The organism is Nocardiopsis terrae, from assembly GCF_014651695.1.
In the GTDB taxonomy this organism is placed as follows: domain Bacteria; phylum Actinomycetota; class Actinomycetes; order Streptosporangiales; family Streptosporangiaceae; genus Nocardiopsis; species Nocardiopsis terrae.
The window spans coordinates 420380-437821 of record NZ_BMXJ01000004.1; the positions used below are offsets into that span (position 1 = coordinate 420380).

17 protein-coding genes are annotated in these 17442 nt (G+C 71.2%); 5 read left to right on the plus strand and 12 right to left on the minus strand.

All coding sequences use genetic code 11. The features are described 5' to 3' along the window. Positions 1 to 142: 142 nt before the first annotated feature. Together IE195_RS13275 and IE195_RS13280 are read left to right on the plus strand one after the other, a co-directional pair. Positions 143 to 829: a potassium channel family protein gene (locus IE195_RS13275; protein WP_191271172.1), complete on the plus strand. Its 687-nt coding sequence runs from the start codon at positions 143 to 145 to the stop codon at positions 827 to 829. Further along, positions 822 to 1526 carry a potassium channel family protein gene (locus IE195_RS13280; protein ID WP_191271174.1) on the plus strand — a complete coding sequence of 235 codons (705 nt, stop codon included), beginning with the start codon at positions 822 to 824 and terminating at the stop codon, positions 1524 to 1526. Before IE195_RS13275 ends, IE195_RS13280 begins: the two co-directional genes overlap by 8 nt. A gap of 4 nt (positions 1527 to 1530) precedes the next feature. Here IE195_RS13280 and IE195_RS13285 read toward each other — a convergent pair whose 3' ends face one another. Both IE195_RS13285 and IE195_RS13290 read right to left on the minus strand, forming a co-directional pair. After that, complete coding sequence (locus tag IE195_RS13285; RefSeq protein WP_191271176.1) at positions 1531 to 2301, minus strand: DUF3159 domain-containing protein; 771 nt, start codon at positions 2299 to 2301, stop codon at positions 1531 to 1533. 203 nt (positions 2302 to 2504) lie between these two features. Then, positions 2505 to 2867 (minus strand): transposase, encoded by a 363-nt coding sequence (locus tag IE195_RS13290; protein WP_191271178.1) that lies wholly within the window; start codon positions 2865 to 2867, stop codon positions 2505 to 2507. 233 nt (positions 2868 to 3100) lie between these two features. Between IE195_RS13290 and IE195_RS13295 the strand changes: the two genes are divergently transcribed. Further along, positions 3101 to 4246 carry a serpin family protein gene (locus IE195_RS13295; protein WP_191271180.1) on the plus strand — a complete coding sequence of 382 codons (1146 nt, stop codon included), beginning with the start codon at positions 3101 to 3103 and terminating at the stop codon, positions 4244 to 4246. 23 nt (positions 4247 to 4269) lie between these two features. Here IE195_RS13295 and IE195_RS13300 read toward each other — a convergent pair whose 3' ends face one another. The 5 genes from IE195_RS13300 to valS all read right to left on the minus strand — a co-directional run bounded on the left by IE195_RS13300 (position 4270) and on the right by valS (position 9964). Next, the gene (locus tag IE195_RS13300; RefSeq protein ID WP_191271182.1) at positions 4270 to 5043 is read right to left on the minus strand and encodes an alpha/beta hydrolase; all 774 of its coding nucleotides are present in this window, start codon (positions 5041 to 5043) and stop codon (positions 4270 to 4272) included. A 41-nt stretch (positions 5044 to 5084) separates the two neighbouring features. After that, entirely contained in the window at positions 5085 to 5825 is a 741-nt protein-coding gene (locus IE195_RS13305; protein WP_191271184.1) for a PIG-L deacetylase family protein, read from the minus strand. 88 nt (positions 5826 to 5913) lie between these two features. Continuing rightward, positions 5914 to 6738, minus strand: a complete 825-nt coding sequence (locus IE195_RS13310) for a DUF3710 domain-containing protein (protein WP_191271186.1) — start codon at positions 6736 to 6738, stop codon at positions 5914 to 5916. Positions 6739 to 6798: 60 nt separating this feature from the next. Next, entirely contained in the window at positions 6799 to 7275 is a 477-nt protein-coding gene (gene dut / locus IE195_RS13315; RefSeq protein WP_191271188.1) for a dUTP diphosphatase, read from the minus strand. A gap of 115 nt (positions 7276 to 7390) precedes the next feature. Further along, on the minus strand, positions 7391 to 9964 hold the full coding sequence (valS, locus tag IE195_RS13320) for a valine--tRNA ligase (protein ID WP_191271190.1): 2574 nt from the start codon (positions 9962 to 9964) through the stop codon (positions 7391 to 7393). A 183-nt stretch (positions 9965 to 10147) separates the two neighbouring features. Between valS and IE195_RS13325 the strand changes: the two genes are divergently transcribed. Further along, positions 10148 to 10423 (plus strand): DUF4235 domain-containing protein, encoded by a 276-nt coding sequence (locus tag IE195_RS13325; protein ID WP_191271192.1) that lies wholly within the window; start codon positions 10148 to 10150, stop codon positions 10421 to 10423. A 271-nt stretch (positions 10424 to 10694) separates the two neighbouring features. On the opposite strand, the gene IE195_RS13330 is transcribed toward IE195_RS13325, so the two are convergent. The 3 genes from IE195_RS13330 to IE195_RS13340 form a co-directional block, all read right to left on the minus strand. Beyond that, positions 10695 to 10991 (minus strand): DUF4193 domain-containing protein, encoded by a 297-nt coding sequence (locus IE195_RS13330; RefSeq protein ID WP_013153901.1) that lies wholly within the window; start codon positions 10989 to 10991, stop codon positions 10695 to 10697. Positions 10992 to 11469: 478 nt separating this feature from the next. Next, a complete protein-coding gene (locus IE195_RS13335; RefSeq protein ID WP_191271194.1) occupies positions 11470 to 12702 on the minus strand; it encodes a sensor histidine kinase in 1233 nt (410 codons plus the stop codon). Beyond that, the gene (locus IE195_RS13340) at positions 12699 to 13352 is read right to left on the minus strand and encodes a response regulator transcription factor (protein ID WP_191271196.1); all 654 of its coding nucleotides are present in this window, start codon (positions 13350 to 13352) and stop codon (positions 12699 to 12701) included. The genes IE195_RS13335 and IE195_RS13340 overlap by 4 nt, the downstream gene beginning before the upstream one ends. Before the next feature lie 701 nt (positions 13353 to 14053). On the opposite strand from IE195_RS13340, the gene IE195_RS13345 reads away from it, so the two are divergent. After that, on the plus strand, positions 14054 to 14218 hold the full coding sequence (locus tag IE195_RS13345) for a hypothetical protein (RefSeq protein WP_191271198.1): 165 nt from the start codon (positions 14054 to 14056) through the stop codon (positions 14216 to 14218). A 165-nt stretch (positions 14219 to 14383) separates the two neighbouring features. Here IE195_RS13345 and IE195_RS13350 read toward each other — a convergent pair whose 3' ends face one another. Both IE195_RS13350 and IE195_RS13355 read right to left on the minus strand, forming a co-directional pair. Beyond that, positions 14384 to 15196, minus strand: a complete 813-nt coding sequence (locus tag IE195_RS13350) for an inositol monophosphatase family protein (RefSeq protein ID WP_191271200.1) — start codon at positions 15194 to 15196, stop codon at positions 14384 to 14386. A gap of 152 nt (positions 15197 to 15348) precedes the next feature. Beyond that, entirely contained in the window at positions 15349 to 17391 is a 2043-nt protein-coding gene (locus tag IE195_RS13355; protein ID WP_191271202.1) for a S9 family peptidase, read from the minus strand. Positions 17392 to 17442: the final 51 nt, after the last annotated feature.

Consider the following 17442-nt stretch of genomic DNA (forward strand, 5'->3'; position numbering starts at 1 on the left):
ACCACACGTGCTGGTCCGAACACCGCGGAGCCGGGGCGGGCGCACGTGCGCGGGTGATGTGTGCCAAGGTGTAGCTGTCGGGGCATGTTCGACTACTCCGTGCCCCGGGTCGGACGGCGAGGTCGACGGGAGTGCGGTCGAGGTGCACATCGTGATCATGGGGTGCGGCCGGGTGGGTTCCACCCTGGCGCACACGTTGGTGGACCTGGGCCACTCCGTGGCGGTGATCGACCAGGACCCCGAGGCGTTCCGCAGGCTCCGCACCGCCGTGGCCAAACACTCCGTACGCGGTGTCGGACACGACCGCGAGGTACTGCTCAGCGCCGGTATCGACCGGGCCGCGGCCTTCGCCGCCGTCAGCAACGGCGACAACTCGAACATCATCTCGGCCAGGGTGGCCCGGGAGGCGTTCGGCGTCCAGAACGTGGTGGCGCGGATCTACGACCCCCGCCGCGCGGAGGTCTACCAGCGTCTGGGCATTCCCACGGTGGCGACCGTGCGCTGGACCGCCGACGCGATCCTGCGCCGGGTCGTGCCCGGTGACGACCGACTCACCGCGGTACCCGAATGGCAGGACGCCTCGGGCAGTCTGAGCATGAACGAACTCACCCTGCCGGAGCGCTGGGCGGGTGAGACCGTCATCGCCCTGGAGGAGGACTCCTCGCTGCGTGTGGTGTACCTGGTCCGGGAGGGCCGCATCACGCTGGCCCGCCCCCGGGAGCGACTCGCCAGCGGAGACGTGCTGCACGTGGTGGCGCACAGCCGGGAGATGGAGGGCCTGGTCGAACGGCTGGGTGAGCGGCACGAGGACGAGACGGGGCGTGGGTGAGATGCGGATCGCGATCGCGGGTGCCGGGAGCGTGGGCCGCTCCATCGCCACGGAGCTGGCGGGCAGCGGGCACGAGGTCCTGCTGATCGACCGGGACACCCGGGCGATCGGCGTCGACGACCTCCCCCAGGTGGAGTGGCTGCTGGCGGACGCCTGTGAGCTGGCCACCCTGGAGGACGCCCGGTTGGGCGACTTCGACGTGGTCGTCGCGGCCAGCAGCGACGACAAGGTGAACCTGGTCGTGTCCCTGCTCGCCAAGACCGAGTTCGGGGTGGACCGGGTGATCGCCCGGATCAACGACCCGGACAACGAGTGGCTGTTCAACGACTCCTGGGGGGTGGACCTGGCGGTCTCCCCGCCCCGGCTGATCGCGGACCTGGTCGAGGGCGTCCCCGCGGAGGAGGACCTCCCGGAGGAGGGCGCTCTGCCCCCGCTGCCGGGCGCGGAGATCGCCGAGTCGGTACTGCACGCGCAGAGCCCGTTCGTGAGCGGCCTGGAGAGCGAGCTGACGGGTGCGCTGCCGGAGGGGGTGGCGCTGGTCGCGGTGGTCGGCCCGGGCGGGGTGCGCCCACCGGACCCCGGGCGGACCCTGGCGGTGGGCAACACCGTGGTGTTCCTGGCCGAACCGGACGCGTTGGGCCCCTTGGAGGAGCTGTTGGGGCCGGTGGACGGGCCCGGAGGGGACGCCGGGAGCTGAGCCCTCAGCGGTCCCCGGTCTGCTCGGCGGACCCGCTCCGGGGCTCTTCGGTGTCCTGTTCCCGCTCCAGCGGGGTGCGGCCGCGGGCCAGCACCCACACCATGCCCGCGAACGCGGCCACCTGGAGCGGCCACCCCATGGCGACCTTGGACAGGCCCAGCAGGGCGAAGGTGTCGGCCCAGTCGTTGGTCGCGGCGAGCCAGAGCGGGTACTGGACCAGGACCCGGATGATGCACGGCAGCACCAGCAGCCAGGTCAGCCGGGAGGCCAGCCTGACCACGGCGGGGTTGCCGCGCCAGGAGGTGAAGTCCTCCCTGTGTCCGATGAACGGGCCGATCATCAGGCCGATGGCGGGCCAGCGCACCAGCACCGAGATGCTCAGCACCACCGCGTAGACCGCGTTGTAGATGATGCCGGGCAGGAAGGCGTCCTCGGCGTTGCCGCTGCGCATCGCGAAGATCGCGGCGATACCGATACCGAAGAGGCTGGTGAGCACGTACTGCACCGAGGAGCGCTGCACCAGCCGGACCACCCCCAGGAGCAGGGCGGCTCCCACACCGAGCAGGATCGACGTCCGCAGTTCGGAGCTGAGGATGTAGGAGAGCGTGAAGGTGAGTGTCGGAACGGCCGCCTCGACCATGCCGCGTTTGCCGCCCAGGGATTCGGCGAGCTTGGTCCGGACCAGGGCCTCGACCGTCCCCTCGGTGACGACGGGCTCGCCCGTCCGGTCCTCGGCCTGGGCCGCCTCGTCGGAGGCCCGCTGCTGCTCAGTCATCCCGCTCCCGGTCCGGTTATCGCTGTGGGGCCCGAGGGCCGCCGCCCATGATCCACCACCCTACGTGAGTCATGACCGGGCACGCTCGGTGTTTCACCGACTTCTATCGGTGACAACGCACCGCCCTCCCACCCCTGGCGCCGACGGCCGCCGCCCCGGAGCCCGCACGGACCGGCCGACCGGCCCCCGCGCCAGAGCTCATCTCAAAAGCCGTCGGCATGCTCAACCAGGTACTTGCAGCAGACGAAGACGCAGGCGATGCCGAGCATTGCCAGGAAGGTGGAGGCCTTGCGCTCCCAGCGCACGTTCAGCCTGCGGTAGGAGCCCAGCCGGGCGATCGAGCGCTCGACCTTGTACCGATGCCGCCCCAGACGCTGTGAGGACTCGATACCAGGACGGGCGATGCGCACCCCGACCTGGCGCTCGTGCAGCCATCGGCGCCGGTCACGGGAGTGGTACGCCTTGTCTCCGTGGAGCTTGGCCGGGCGGCGCCTGCGAGGCCCGCGGCGCGAGCGCACTGCGGGGACACCCCGCACCACAGGATGGCGCGGTAGCTCGTGGGCCATAGGCCCATCTCGGTCCGGGCCTGGAACCAGCGGTGCGCGGTGGCGCGGGTGACACCGAACAGCCCGTCGACCTTTCGCACCGAATTCCGACGGGAAGCCGCATCGCGGGGAGGAGGACTTCGACCTGCACCAGAACCGGGCCTGCGGGCTGCGGCGGCGCGGCCCGGCGCTGGCGCGGCCGCGTCCCCGTTCCGTACGCTGGCGACTCCGACCCCTTTCTCCAGGAGCCACCGTTGGACACCACCGCACGGGACGAGCCGCAGGAAGAGCACGCCCGCTTCACCCTCGGGCTGGACCGGGAGCTGGCTCTCGGGGAGGCCTCCCACGTGTGGTCGCCCTACTCCGTCGGATCCGTGCTCGGCCTGCTGGCCGCGGGGGCCGGGGGCCGGACCCGGCAGGAACTGGTGGACCTGTTCGCACCGGTGCACGGTGACCCCGGGGAGCACCTGGCCGCCCTGAACGAGGCGGTCGAGGGGCCCGCCGAACTGGACCTGGCCTCTCTCAACGGGTTGTACGTGCCCGCGGACCTGCCGCTGCGCCCGGACTTCGAGGACCGGGTGCGGTCCCGGCCCGCCGCCGAGGTGGACCGGGTCGACTTCCGGGGCGACAGCGAGGGCGTGCGCGGCAGAATCAACGGCCGGGTCGAGGAGGTCACCCGGGGCCTGGTCCCCGAACTGCTCTCACCCGGCACCGTCCACCCCGACCTTCGCATGCTCCTGGTCAACGCCCTGTGGGTGAAGCTGATGTGGAGCGAACCCTTCGAGGTGTCCCGGACCCGCGAACGCGCCTTCCACGCTCCGGGGGGCACCCGCCGGGTCCCCACCATGCGGCGCACCGGCCGCATGGACCTGGCCGAGCACGCGGGCCTGCGCATGGTGACCCTGGAGGGCGCGCAGGGGCTGGCGCTGGACGTGATCATCCCCGCCGCACCGGGGAGACAACGGGCCCAGGCTCCGCCGTTGACCCCCAGGAACCTGCTGGGACTGTACCGGGCGAGCCGGAACGAGCAGGTGAGCCTGGCACTGCCGCGCTTCGCCGTCCAGACCGAGACGACGCTGCTCGATCCCCTGGCCGCAGTCCCCGCCAGGGTGCGCACCCTGGCCACCGACGACGCCGACTTCGGCGGGATCAGCAGCGAACCGCTCAGGGTCGACGCCATCGTGCACCAGGCCGTGCTGCGCGTGGACGAGAAGGGGGCGGAGGGCGCCGCCGCCACCGCCGCCGTCATGGTGATGTCGGCCGCGATCCCGTCCAGGCCCAAGGAGTTCCTGGTGGACCAGCCCTTCCGGTTCGTGCTGCGCCGCAGGGGGACGGTCCTGTTCACCGGAAGGGTCGCCGACCCGGTGGACCCCGGGTCGGCCCGGGCCACCGACGCCTGAACCGTTCCCTACCGGTCGCCCGGTCAGGAGGGGGCGAGGAAGGCGCCGGTGACCTCGGCCAGGGCCTGGTGCGCCTGTTCGTCGGTCAGTTCCGGTTCTCCGTCCCCGGCCTGATGCCCGTAGGAGCCGAACTGGGCGTGGTTCATGCCCTCGATCACCTCCATGGCGGCATCCTCGGGCAGGTTGGGTCTCTGTTCGGCTATCTTCTCCGAGGTGAGCACGCCGTCACGTCCCCCCGCCACCGAAAGCACCCGCAGGTCCTCGCGATCGGCCAGGTCGGCGGCGGCCACCGCGTAGGAGGCCCACAGCACCAGCCCCTCCCAGTCGGTGGCTCCGTCCCCGCTGCCCAGGTGCTGCGCGGCGAAGGCCCCGCCCATGGAGTGCCCGCCCAGGTACCAGGTCTCCACGCCGGGGGCCTCTGCCACGGCGGTCTCGGCCCGGGCGGAGTCGAGCAGGGCCAGGTTCAGGCGCAGGTCGGGCAGGACCACCGTGAGCCCCGTCTCGGCGACCACCGGCGCCCAGACCGCCGCGTAGGCGTCGGCCTCCACCCGCGCCCCCGAGTAGAAGACCACCCCGGTCCCCGACGGGTTCTCGGCGGGGGCGATCAGCACGGCGTCCTCACGGTGCTCCACCAGGACCGCCGGGTCGTCCGCGGCGCGGGCCAGCGGCTCCGGCTCCGCCTGGTACGGGTTCAGCACCCAGACGGCGAAGGCCGCCCCGGCGACGAGCAGCAGCGCCGTCACCGCGGCCAGTGTCCACAGCAGGACCCGGCCTGCCCTGCTCCTCCTTGCGCCCATGGCGCTCCCTCCCGTGGGGGCTCGGCTCCGGAACCCGGAGCTCAGGTGTCGAATACCTCGAAGGAGGTGGCCAACGGTACGCCCGCCCACTCCCCCGCACGCAGAGCACTCTCCCGCAGAAAGGTCTTCTGGTCGAAACCGTCCAGGTTGGCCAGGTACACCTCGTGCGCGTCCAGGGAGGCGATGCCCGCCGCGAGGTCCTGCTCCCCCAGTTCCACGAAGTGGGTGGGGTCGGGAGCCGCGGCGAAGGCCGCGAAACGCACACCCGGCCAGGGCTCCGCGCCCTCGACCAGCTGTTCGGTGAACACCCACCGGTTGGCGGCGTCGCGGACCGAGTCCAGCAGGGCGGGGCCCAGGACCCGGTGGTCGGCGTGGTTGAACCCGCTGCCGCCACCGAAGAACTCACGGAAGTTGATGGAGAGGACCACGTCGGGTCTGTGCCGCCGGATCGCCCCGGCCAGCGCCCTGCGCAGCGGCAGACCGTACTCCACGGTGCCGTCGGGGAAGTCCAGGAACTCCACCTCGGCCGCACCGACCGCAGCGGCCGAGGCACGCTGTTCGGCCATCCGCAGGGGCCCGCAGGCCCCGGGATCCAACGTGTCGATCCCGGCCTCGCCCTTGGTGACCAGGAGTTCGACCACGTCCTTGCCCTGGGAGGTCCACCGGTGGATCGCCGAGGAGGCGCCGAACTCCAGGTCGTCGGGGTGGGCCACCACGGCCAGGGCCCGGTCCCAGTCCTCGGGAAGCGGCCGGGGTGCGCTGTTCTGCGTCGTCTGTGCCATGAAACACACACTACGGAACGGCGCACCCCCGGACACGGTTGTACACAGGCCGACCCCGCGGAAACCACCGGTCTCCTCCGGCCCCTCCTCAGGCGCCGCTGGCGGGGCCGTCGGCGGAACCGTTGGGCGAGCTGCCCGCGTTTCCGCTCTGGGCCGCCTGCTGGGCGGCGCGCTGTCTGGCGGCGGCCGCCATCTGCTCCTGGATCTTCTTCGGCACCGTGATCTGCAGCAGCTCGCTGGGCGGCACAGGCTGCTCACCGCGCACCACGACGATGTTGGCGAAGAGCTGCTCGACCTCGGACATCATCTCGGGCTTGCTCGCGCCCTCGCCGCGGATCACCCCGCGCAGGACCCATCGGGGGCCGTCCACCCCGATGAAGCGCACGCGCTGGCCCAGCTGTTTGCCGTCCTCGGTCTTCTTCCCCTTGATGGGGATGAGCGCCTGGAGCTCGGGGCCGAAGGTTCCGTCGTGGTCCTCGACCTTGCCGCCCTGTTTGGTGACCTGCTCGCGCAGTTCCTCACGCATCTCCTCCCACAGCCCGGAGGACTTGGGGGCCGCGAAGGGCTGCACCTGCAGCGCGGTCTTGCCGCGCACCAGGGTGACCCCGATGATCTTCTGCTTGTTCTGCTTGTCCTGGGCCACGTTCACCTGGATCTCGGTGCCCTGCTCCATCGGCAGCAGCATGCTGCCCAGGTCCATCCGGTTGGCTTCGGGGGCGTCCTCGGTGGAGTCCCACGGCCCGGTCCGCCGGTACTGGTCCGCGCCCTTGACGGGCTCTCCCGTAGCACGCTCCGGCTCGACCTCGTTGTCGAACGAGACCGCGCCGGCGGCGCCCTGCCGCTTCGGCCGGGCCTCCGTCTGCCCGGTTCTCTCTGTCTCTTCGTCCCGCTTCTTGCGGCGGCGTCCGAACACGCCTTCACCTCTCCGCTTCTTCCGTAGGTCCCGGGATCACACCGGGGAGTCAGGGAACGTTCACCGCTGTGCGGCGTGGCCCCCGGTCGAACCGAAACCGCCCGCACCGCGCACCGAGTCGGGGAGGGTGTCCGCCTCGACGAACTTCGCCCGCTCCACGCGCTGGATCACCATCTGGGCGATCCGGTCGCCCCGCGCGAGTTTGACCGGGGTGTCGGTGTCGGTGTTGAGCAGGGTCACCCTGATCTCACCCCGGTATCCGGCGTCCACGGTCCCCGGGGCGTTGACGACCGTGATCCCGCACCGGGCGGCGAGCCCGGACCGGGGGTGCACGAAGGCCGCGTAGCCCTCGGGCAGGGCGATGGCCAGGCCGGTGGGGACGGTGACCCTTTCTCCGGGGTCGAGGTGGACGTCGGTGGCGGCGTACAGGTCCGCGCCCGCGTCACCGGGGTGGGCGTACTCGGGCAGGGGGAGGCCGGGGTCCAGGCGACGAACCGTGATCGGCACCCGCCCGCCTTCCAGGGATGAGGTACTCACATCCGCCGAGCCTATCGCTCTCCGGACGCTGCCCGGGTGCGACGACGGGGCGGGCCCGGAAGGAACCCGGACCCGCCCCGCGGGTGTCGGTGCCGGACGGCACCGCCGTGTGCCGCTACTCGGTCGGCTCCGGCAGCGTCACCTCGACGGTGAGGTCGCTGTCGTCGGTGGTCTCGAAATCGATCCCGGCGGCGCGGCCGGCGGCGGCGATGTCGGTGGCGGCGGCACGGGCGGACCCGGCCTGCTTGCCGCGGACCCTGACGTTGTCGACCTCGGCGCGCATGGACAGCTTGGCCTCGGACTTGGCCTTGCGGACCGCGCGCAGGACCTCCGCGGTCGCGGCCAGGACGGCCGGGTCCCCGCCGGAGGCGGCGGCACGGTACTCGGCGGCGTCGGGCCAGCTCTGGGCGTGCACCGAACCGTCCTGCCACCAGCTCCAGACCTCGTCGGTGACGAAGGGGACGAAGGGGGCGAACAGCTTGTGCAGGGCCCCCAGGGCGATGAGCAGCGCGGTACGGGCGGAAGCGCCCTCGGCGGACCCGGTGTCGTAGGCGCGGGTCTTGACGAGCTCCAGGTAGTCGTCGCAGAAGTCCCAGAAGAAGCGCTCGGTACGCTCCAGCGCACGGGTGTGGTCGTAGGCGGCGAACGCCGCGGTGGCCTCCTCGACCACCTCGGCCAGCGCGGCCAGCATCGCCCGGTCCAGGGGCTCGGTGACCCGGGCGGCTTCGGTAGTGGCGTTCTCACCGGCCACGGACATGACGAACTTGCTGGCGTTGAGGATCTTGATGGACAGCCGTCGGCCGACCTTCATCTGGCCCTCGTCCATGGCGGTGTCGGTACCCAGACGGCCGCTGGCCGCCCAGTACCGGACCGCGTCGGAGCTGTACTTCTCCAGCAGCGCGACCGGGGTGACGACGTTGCCCTTGGACTTGGACATCTTCTTGCGGTCCGGGTCCAGGATCCAGCCGGAGATGCCCGTGGCGCTCCAGGGCAGGCTGTCGTTCTCGAAGTGGGCGCGGACCACGGTGGAGAACAGCCAGGTGCGGATGATGTCCTGGCCCTGCGGGCGGAAGTCCATCGGGAAGACCCGCTCGAACAGGTCCTGGTCCCGTTCCCACCCGGAGGCGATCTGGGGGGACAGCGAGGAGGTCGCCCAGGTGTCCATGACGTCGGGGTCGCCCATGAAGCCGCCGGCCTGGCCGCGCTGGTCCTCGGTGTACCCGGCGGGCGCCTGCGAGCTGGGGTCGATGGGCAGCTGGTCCTCGGTGGGCAGCAGCGGCCGGTCGTAGTCGGGGTTGCCGTCCGCGTCCAGCGGATACCAGACCGGGAACGGGACGCCGAAGAAGCGCTGGCGGCTGATCAGCCAGTCACCGTTGAGGCCCTCGACCCAGTTCTCGTAGCGCTGGCGCATGTGCTCGGGGTACCAGGTGAGCTCACGGCCGCGCTGGATGAGCTGGGCCCGGACGTCCTCGTCCCGGCCGCCGTTGCGGATGTACCACTGGCGGGTGGTGACGATCTCGAGGGGCTTGTCGCCCTTCTCGTAGAACTTCACCGGGTGGGTGATCGGCTTGGGGTCACCGACGAGGTCGCCGCTCTCCCGGAGGAGTTCGACGGTGCGCTCACGCGCGGTGTGGACGGTGGCCCCGGCCAGCCTGGCGTAGGCCTCGCGGGCGGCGTCGGACTCCACGCCCTTGGGCGGGTCGGCGATGATGCGGCCGTCCCAGCCGACGATGGGGCGGGTCTCCAGCTGGAGCTCACGCCACCAGGTGACGTCGGTGGTGTCGCCGAAGGTGCAGATCATCGCGATGCCGGACCCCTTCTCGGGGTCGGCGAGGCGGTGCACCCTGACGGGAACCTCGACGCCGAAGACCGGGGTGGTCACGGTGGTGCCGAACAGGTCCTGGTAACGCTCGTCGTCGGGGTGGGCGACCAGGGCGACGCAGGCGGCCAGCAGCTCGGGGCGCGTGGTCTCGATGTGGACCGGGGTGCCGTCGCCCTTGTGGAAGGCGACCTTGTGGTAGGCGCTGGGGCGCTCGCGGTCCTCCAGTTCGGCCTGCGCGACGGCGGTGCGGAAGGTGACGTCCCACAGGGTGGGCGCCTCCGACATGTAGGCCTCGCCCCGGGCCAGGTTGCGCAGGAAGGCGCGCTGGGCGGCGGCGCGGGAGTTGTCGTCGATGGTGGCGTAGGTGTGCCGCCAGTCCACGCTCAGCCCCAGACGGCGCCAGATGGACTCGAAGACCTTCTCGTCCTCGATCGTGAGGATGTCGCACAACTCGATGAAGTTGCGCCGGGAGATGGGGATCTGCCGCTTGGGGTCGGGCTTCTCCGGCGGCTGGAAGTCCGGGTCGTAGGGGACCGAGGGGTCGCAGCGGACACCGTAGTAGTTCTGGACGCGGCGCTCGGTGGGCAGGCCGTTGTCGTCCCAGCCCATGGGGTAGAAGACGGCCTTGCCGTTCATCCGCTGGAAGCGCGCGACGGTGTCGGTGTGCGTGTAGGAGAACACGTGGCCGATGTGCAGCGAACCCGAGACCGTGGGCGGCGGGGTGTCGATCGAGTAGACGTCCTCGCGGCTGCGGGTCCGGTCGAAGTGGTAGACGCCGGACTCATCCCATACGTCGACCCACTTCGCCTCGATACCGTCCAGCGAAGGCTTGTCGGGCATACGGAAGGAATGAGAGCGGTTGGTCATGGGGCAATGCTAGTGCTCCCGCGACCCTGGTCGCTCCCGCTTTTCGGCTTCCCCGGGGCGGGGAGGAGACGCCCCGGCCGCGGCCACCGGTGCGCGGGACCGGTCGGCGTGAAAGGATTCTCACGCAGACGGTGCGCCTTCGCGCGCACCATCGTACGCACAAGGGAACGGTGAACGATTCACATGGCTAAGAAGGACGGTGAGGTCGTACCGGTCGTCCTCGGACTCGTCGCGGGTTTCGCGGCGGAGTTCGTCACGCGCAAGGCCCTGACCTTCGCCTGGACGCGCGCGACCGGTGAGGAGCCGCCGACGGACCTGGAGTCCCCCGACGTCAGCCTGGGGCGCGCCCTGAGCTGGGCCGTGGTCGCCGGTGTGGGCGTCGAGGTGGCCCGTGTGCTGGCCGTGCGTGCCACCCGCAAGCGGATGGTCGGTTCCGGCGGACGCGACCTGGAGGTCTGAACCGCCCCGGGACGGACGTGTCACGACGACGGTGGGCGGCTCACCGCACAGGGGTCCCGCCCCGCGTGCGGTCGGCCGTCCACCGTCGCGTTCTCGCTGACCGGCCGTACCCCGCCTGGGGGAAGGCGCGCGATGCGCCCCCGAGGGGGACGCATCGGATCGCGGCTCGGCTGCCCGCCGGTCATGACCGGCGGCAGAACAGGTCCTTTCCGGCGCCCCGGTGTCCTCAGGACGGCGGGGAGGGCGGTGTCGGGACCCGTGGTCGTCGGTCCTAGGCGCACTCCTTGCAGACCAGCTGACCGGCGCGCTGCTCAGCGAGCTGACTGCGGTGGTGTACCAGGAAGCAGCGCGAGCAGGTGAACTCGTCGGCCTGGCGGGGAAGCACGCGGACCGCGAGCTCCTCGCCGGACAGGTCGGCACCGGGCAGTTCCATGCCCTCGGCCACCTCGTCGGGGTCGACGTCGATGGTGCCGGTGCCCTTGTCCACGCGCCGCGCCTGCAGCTCCTGGAGGCTGTCCTCGTTGATGTCCTCGTCAGTTTTGCGCGGGCTGTCGTAGTCGGTCGCCATCTCTGCTAACTCCATCCCCCTCGTTTAGTGCCTCGTCGCGCGGGTGTAACGCTTGAGAGACCTTCGTTGTGCCCGGTTCGGCCGACGAGTTTCCCGGTGTCGATGAACTGTGCCCCCTCCCGGGTCACTGTTCACAGGTCAGCAGCATCTTGACGGGGTTTTGACCGGAGGCGGCCAAGGTTCAGCGGCCGCTGCGGGTCGTTCCCTGCCGTACTACCCGACGCCGGGAGCCTCGTAGACCTGAAACACGTTTGCTCCCACACACCGGACAAGCGTGGAAAACTCCCCCGGGTACGGGCGAAAATCAAGACATGCCCACGTCAGGAGGGATTCCCTCCGTGTCCACGCCCGGGGAAGCATACCCACCCCGGGTCTGCGCTCGTGACAGGGGTGGGCGTGTCTTCGGACACGTATAGATACCACGAAGCGCGGCCTTGCGCAGCTTGGGCCGTCGAGGGCGTTCGGCGTCCCCGCCCCGCTACCCCGGGGGTACGGGCAGGCACACGGTGACGACCAGACCGCCGCCGGCACGGGGCCAGGCGGTCACCACGCCCTGGTGCGCGCGGACCACCGAGCGCACGATGGACAGGCCCAGGCCCGCGCTGCGACCCGAACCCACCCGGTCTCCGGAACCGCGGCGGAACGGCTCGAAGAGCCCTTCGATCTCGTAGGCCGGGATGACCTTGCCCGAGTTCTCCACCTGGACCGCGGGCATGCCCTCGTACATGCCGCTGCGCACGGTGATCTCGCCTTCCTCGACGTTGTACTTGAGGGCGTTCTCGACGAGGTTGGCGACGAGGCGCTCCAGCAGGACCGGGTCACCGGTCACCGGCCCGGGCCTCAGGTCCTGGCGCAGCGACAGGCCCGACTTCTCGATGTCTGCGGCGAGCTGGCTGAGCACGGTCCCGGCGACCTCCCCCAGGTCGACCCTGGCCTTGGCCTCCAGCTCGCGGTCGCTCTTGGCGAGGAAGAGCAGGCCGTCGATGAGGCGTTCGTGGCGGGCGTTGGTTTCCAGCAGGGTCTGCCCGACGGTCTTGAGGTCCGGTGAGACGTCCGGGGCGCTCAGGGCCACCTCCAGGAGGGTGCGGTTGATCGCCAGCGGCGTACGCAGCTCGTGGGAGGCGTTGGCGACGAAGCGCCGCTGCCCGTCGAAGGCCCGGTCCAGGCGTTCGAGCATGCCGTCGAAGGTGTCGGCGAGCTCGCGGATCTCGTCGTCCGGCCCGGACAGGGCGATGCGTTCGTGCAGGGACCGTTCGGAGAGCCTCCTGGCGATCCGGGTGATCTTCTGCAGGGGCGACAGGGCACGGCCGGCCACGACGTACCCCAGGCCCACGGCGAGCAGGCCCACGAGGAACAGGGCGAGCAGGGAGAACCGGGTGACGTGGGTGAGGACCTGCTCGATGTGGTGGCTGTTCTCGATCAGCTCCGCCGGGCTCTCCTCGGCCAGGAGCGCGTTGAGAAGGACCGCGATGACCAGGTAGTTGACCAGCACCAGCAGGGAGCCCGCCGCGAAGAACAGCATCCCGTAGATGAGTGTGAGGCGGGCGCGCAGGCTGAGGTTGTCGGTGAGGCGGTGGACCGTGGCGTGGGCGGAGGAGCGTTCGGCGCCGTCCCCGTCGGGGGCGACGGAGTTCAGGCTGCGCCAGGTCCCGGTGTCCCCGGGGCGCGTGGGTTCCACCTGCCCTGGCTCTGGGCGCTCCCCCGGTCTCACAAGCGGTACCCCGCCCCCGGAACGGTCTGGATGACCGGCGGATCGCCGAGCTTCTTGCGCAGGGTCATGACGGTGACCCTGACGACGTTGGTGAAGGGGTCGGCGTTCTCGTCCCAGGCCTTCTCCAGGAGCCCCTCGGCGCTGACCACGGTCCCCCGGGCGCGCATGAGCACCTGGAGGACGGCGAACTCCTTGGGGGTGAGCGAGACCTCGCGGCCGTCGCGGCGCACCAGGTGGTTGGCCGGGTCCAGGGTGATGCCGCCCCGTTCCAGCACCGGTGGCAGCGGGGGTGCCGAACGGCGGCCCAGGGCGTGCACACGGGCGATGAGTTCGGCGAAGGCGAAGGGTTTGGCCAGGTAGTCGTCGGCTCCGATGGTGAGGCCCTCGACCTTGTCCTGGACCCCGTCGGAGGCGGTGAGCATCAGGATGCGGCCGTTGTAGCTCTCGTTGACCAGGGAGCGGGCTACGTCGTCGCCGTGGACTCCGGGAAGGTCCCGGTCGAGGACGACGACGTCGTACTCGTTGACCGCGGTGTGCTCCAGGGCGGTGTCCCCGTCGTAGACGACGTCCACCGCCATGGACTCCCGTCGCAGTCCGACCGCCACCGCGTCGGCCAGGACCCGTTCGTCTTCGACCACGAGTACGCGCAACGTTGTCCTTCTAGAGCATCGGTGTCTGGAAACAAAAAGGGGGCCGCTGCCGGCGCATCCCCCAACACACCGGCAGCGGCGTTCTTGGTCCCGGCCGCGTCAACCGTTCTTTCACAGTGGAGGTAAGGAGACGGTAAACCCGCCGGGAACTCCGGGGGGAGTCCCGCTCTCCTCGCTCCGTGTGACACGGGCGCTGGGCCGGGAGCTTCACAGCTCCCTCTGAGCGCGGGGCGGCCGTCGCCGACGAATCCCCCAACCGTCGGCGACGGCTCAACCCCGCACATCTCAAATCTGACAGATCAAGAATAAGGAACGAGTAAGCAGAAGCCCCATTCGGGAAATGTGTCTTGAGACACTTTTTCCTGCCGCTTGCCGGAACCGCCCGGGGGACACCGGTGGCGGCGCCCCCCGATGGGGCACCACCCCGCCGACGGGCCCTTTTCCATCCTGCGGAAGGGGCCCCCGCGGCCGGCTACCGTCACGGAAGGATCACGCGCGGGGGGCGGGGGTTTGACGCGGATCACAGTGCGGTAGAGGTAGGAGACGCACGCGTGGAAACCGGGGTACCGTCCCGGACCGCGACGAGCATGCATGTCACAGGGTCGTGACGACTTCGGTTCGTGCCCACGCGCAGGCGTGCGCACAAGGATGCACACCGGGGCACTGACCGTGTCCCGGTGCCTACCCCTGGAAGAGGTGCAATGGGCGAGTTCATGGCGGAGATCAAGGTCCGTATCAACGAGACCTACCGGTCACTCCAGTCGGCGCAGGCCGCCGGGGACGACTTCCTTGCCGACACCCATGCGTCGGAGCTCGAGGATCTCTACCGCATCGCGGCTCGCAACGGCGTCGACGCCCACTCCTGACCGGAGCGGCCGACGCGGTTCCCGCCCCCGAGGGGCCGGGGACGCACAGCAACAGCATCGGGGCGGGCGGACAACCTCCGGGTGTCCGACCCCGCCTCTCCCCCGCCCCGGGCACCGTGTGTGCCCGGGGTTCCGTGTACCCGGGGCCGCGCGTGCGGACCCCGCTCAGCCGTCGGTGTCGGCTCCGAGCGGTGCCAGGAGGGCGTCGAGCTCCTCGTAGAGGCCGGGGCGGGCGACGATCACCAGGTCGTTGCTGGGCGGGCCGCCGTGCAGGCCGCCCACCCGCAGCCCGGCCTCACTGGCCACCAGCCCCGGCGCGGCCCAGTCCCAGATGTGCAGTCCGCGCTCGTAGTAGGCGTTGTAGCGCCCGGTGGCCATGCCGGTGATGTCGACCGCGGCGGAGCCGCCCCGGCGGATGTCACGGATGTGCTGGACCACCCCGGTGAGGACCCTGGCCTGCTGGAGCCGGCGTTCGGGCAGGTAGCCGAAGCCGGTGGCGACCAGGGCCCGGTCCAGCGGGACCCGGTCCGGTGCGCGCAGGGTACGGCCGTCGAGCCGGGACCCGCCGCCCAGGACCGCGTCGAACATCTGCCCGTGGACGGGCAGGTGGACCGCGGCGGCCACGACCACCCCGTCGACCTCCGCGCCGATGGCCACGCCCCAGTCGGGGCTGCCGTACAGGTAGTTGACGGTGCCGTCGATGGGGTCGACGACCCAGCGCACCCCGCTGGTGCCCTCGGCCCCGCCGCCCTCCTCACCGAGGATCGCGTCGTGGGGTCGGGCCGCGAGCAGACGCTCCCGGATCAGGTCCTCGGTGGCCCGGTCCATCTCGGTGACGACGTCGGTGGGGCTGGACTTGGTGTCCAGGACGGTGATGCCCTCCTGCCCCTTGGCCGCGAGTTCACCGGCCTCCGCCGCCACGGCGACGGCGAGGTCCCGCAGCTTCTCCGGGTCGTGTGGGGACTGGATGGTGGTCACTGTTGCCCTCCTGCTCGTGGCCCTCCGGACGCGTGTGCCCGGATGATTCCGCCACCGAACTCTACGTGGAGCCCGCTGCCGCCCACGGAGCAGGGCGAACGCGACGGGGGCCCGGCACGCGCGGTGCCGGGCCCCTCCCCCGGTTCGGACCCCTAGAGCAGCTCGGGCCTGGTCCACTCCTTGCCGTGGACGTGGTGGTCCAGGAAGGCGAAGACCGTCTCGTACCAGACCTGGGCGTTGCCGGGCGTCAGGATCCAGTGGTTCTCGTCCGGGAAGTACAGGAACTTGGCGTCGACCTCGTGCAGGAGGAGGTCGCGCCACAGGCGCAGGCCCTCCCCGATCGGCACCCGGTAGTCCTTGTCGCCGTGGATGACGAGCATGGGGGTGCGGATCCTGTCGGCGTGCAGGTGCGGTGAGTTGAGCTGGTAGCGCTCCGGCTGGGCCAGCGGGGTGCCGAACTCGCTCTCCCACACCGGCGGGTAGTCGGTGGTTCCGCTGAACCCGTCCAGCTGCCACAGGGAGGCGTGCGAGATGATCGCGCTGAACCGGTCGGTGTGCCCGGCGATCCAGTTGGCCATGTAGCCGCCGAAGGAGCCGCCCATCATGGCGGTGCGCTCGGCGTCGATGTCCTCGCGGGCCTCGGCGGCGTCGGTGATCGCCATGACGTCGGCGTGCGTGCGCGGGCCCCACCGGCCCCAGGCGCGGCGGAGCATGTCCTGGCCGTAGCCGGTGGACAGGGCGGGGTCCGGGAGCAGGACGGCGTAGCCGCGGGCGGCCAGCAGCCACGGGTTCCAACGCCAGGACCACCCGTTGAAGCTCATGTAGGGGCCTCCGTGGACCCAGAGCATGAGCGGTGCGGGCGAGGCGGCGGAGGCCTCCTCGGGCAACACCAGCCAGGACCGGATCCGGGTGCCGTCGTCGGCGGTGGTCTCGATCTCGGTGAGGGTGCCCGGCATGGTCAGCTCGGAGCCGGGGGTGCGCAGGTACTCGGGCTGGCCGTCGGTGGCGTCGGCGGCCAGGCGCACGGGGGCGGGCGGGGCGTCCCAGGCGTCGCGCAGCGCGTAGACGTGGCGGCCGTCGGGAGACGGGTTCAGCTCGCTGTAGGCACCGTGGTCCCCGGTGACCCGGGTGAGGGCGCCGGTGGCCACGTCCAGGCGGAAGACCGGGCGGCGGCCGTTCTCGTCCGCGACGAGGAAGACCGTGCCGGAGTCGGCCGACCAGGCGTAACCGCGGGGCCAGAGTTCGTGGTCGGGCAGCAGGTCGCGGCCCTGGCCGGTGGCGAGGTCGGTGAGCCACAGCGTGGCGTTGCGGGGCTCTCCGTCGTAGCTGCCCTCGTCATCGGCGAAGACCAGGGCCCTGGCGCCGTCCGGGGAGACCAGGGGGTTGCCGAAGTCGAACCGGGCGTCGGGGCCGCCGGCGACGGTGCGCCGCTCGCCGGTGGCCGTGTCCACGGCGACGACCTCGTCCCGGCGGGCACCGCGGGAGGTGGGCACCGACCAGGTGGTGAGCAGGGTGGACCCGTCGGGGGTCAGTTCCGGGGAGGCACCGAGAAGGGACAGGCCGGCGTCACCGGTGAGGTCCTTGGGCTCACCGAGGCGGGCGTCCTCGTCCTCGGGCGGGGCGGCCGTGAAGATCCGCGGGTGGTCCGGACCGATGTCACTGTCCCAGGAGCGCACGGGCAGGGCCTCGTGCAGGATCGCGGTGACCCCGGCCTCCTCACGGGCCTTTCTGGCCTCCGTGTCTGCCTCGGCGTCCTCGGCACCGGGGTGCGCCCTTCCGGTGAAGGCGACCAGTCCGGAGTCACGGGCGACGGCGAAGGCGCCGATGCCCCCGGGGCGGGAGGCGACCTGGCGGGCCTCGCCGCCGTCCGCGGGCAGCAGCCAGAGTGCGGCCTTGGGCTTGTCCTCGGGCTTGGCCTCGGGATCGACGCGTGCGGTGCTGAAGAGCACCGAGCCGTCGGGAAGGAACTCGGCGCCGGACTCGCCCTTGGTGGAACGGGTCAGCCGCCGGGGAGCGCGCCCGCCCTCGGATTCGGGGGCGGTGTCGATCTCCCACAGAGCGCTGCGGAAGGACTTGGAGTCGGGGGCGATGTCGCTCACGGGCGCGATGAGGCGGGTGCCGTCCGGAGACAGGCGCAGCCCGTTCACTCGGCGCAGGCGGACGTACTCCGGCAGTTCATACCAGGAACGAACCAAGACAAAATCTCCTGAAACCGTCGACTTGTGGTCTGACCCGACCCTATCGGC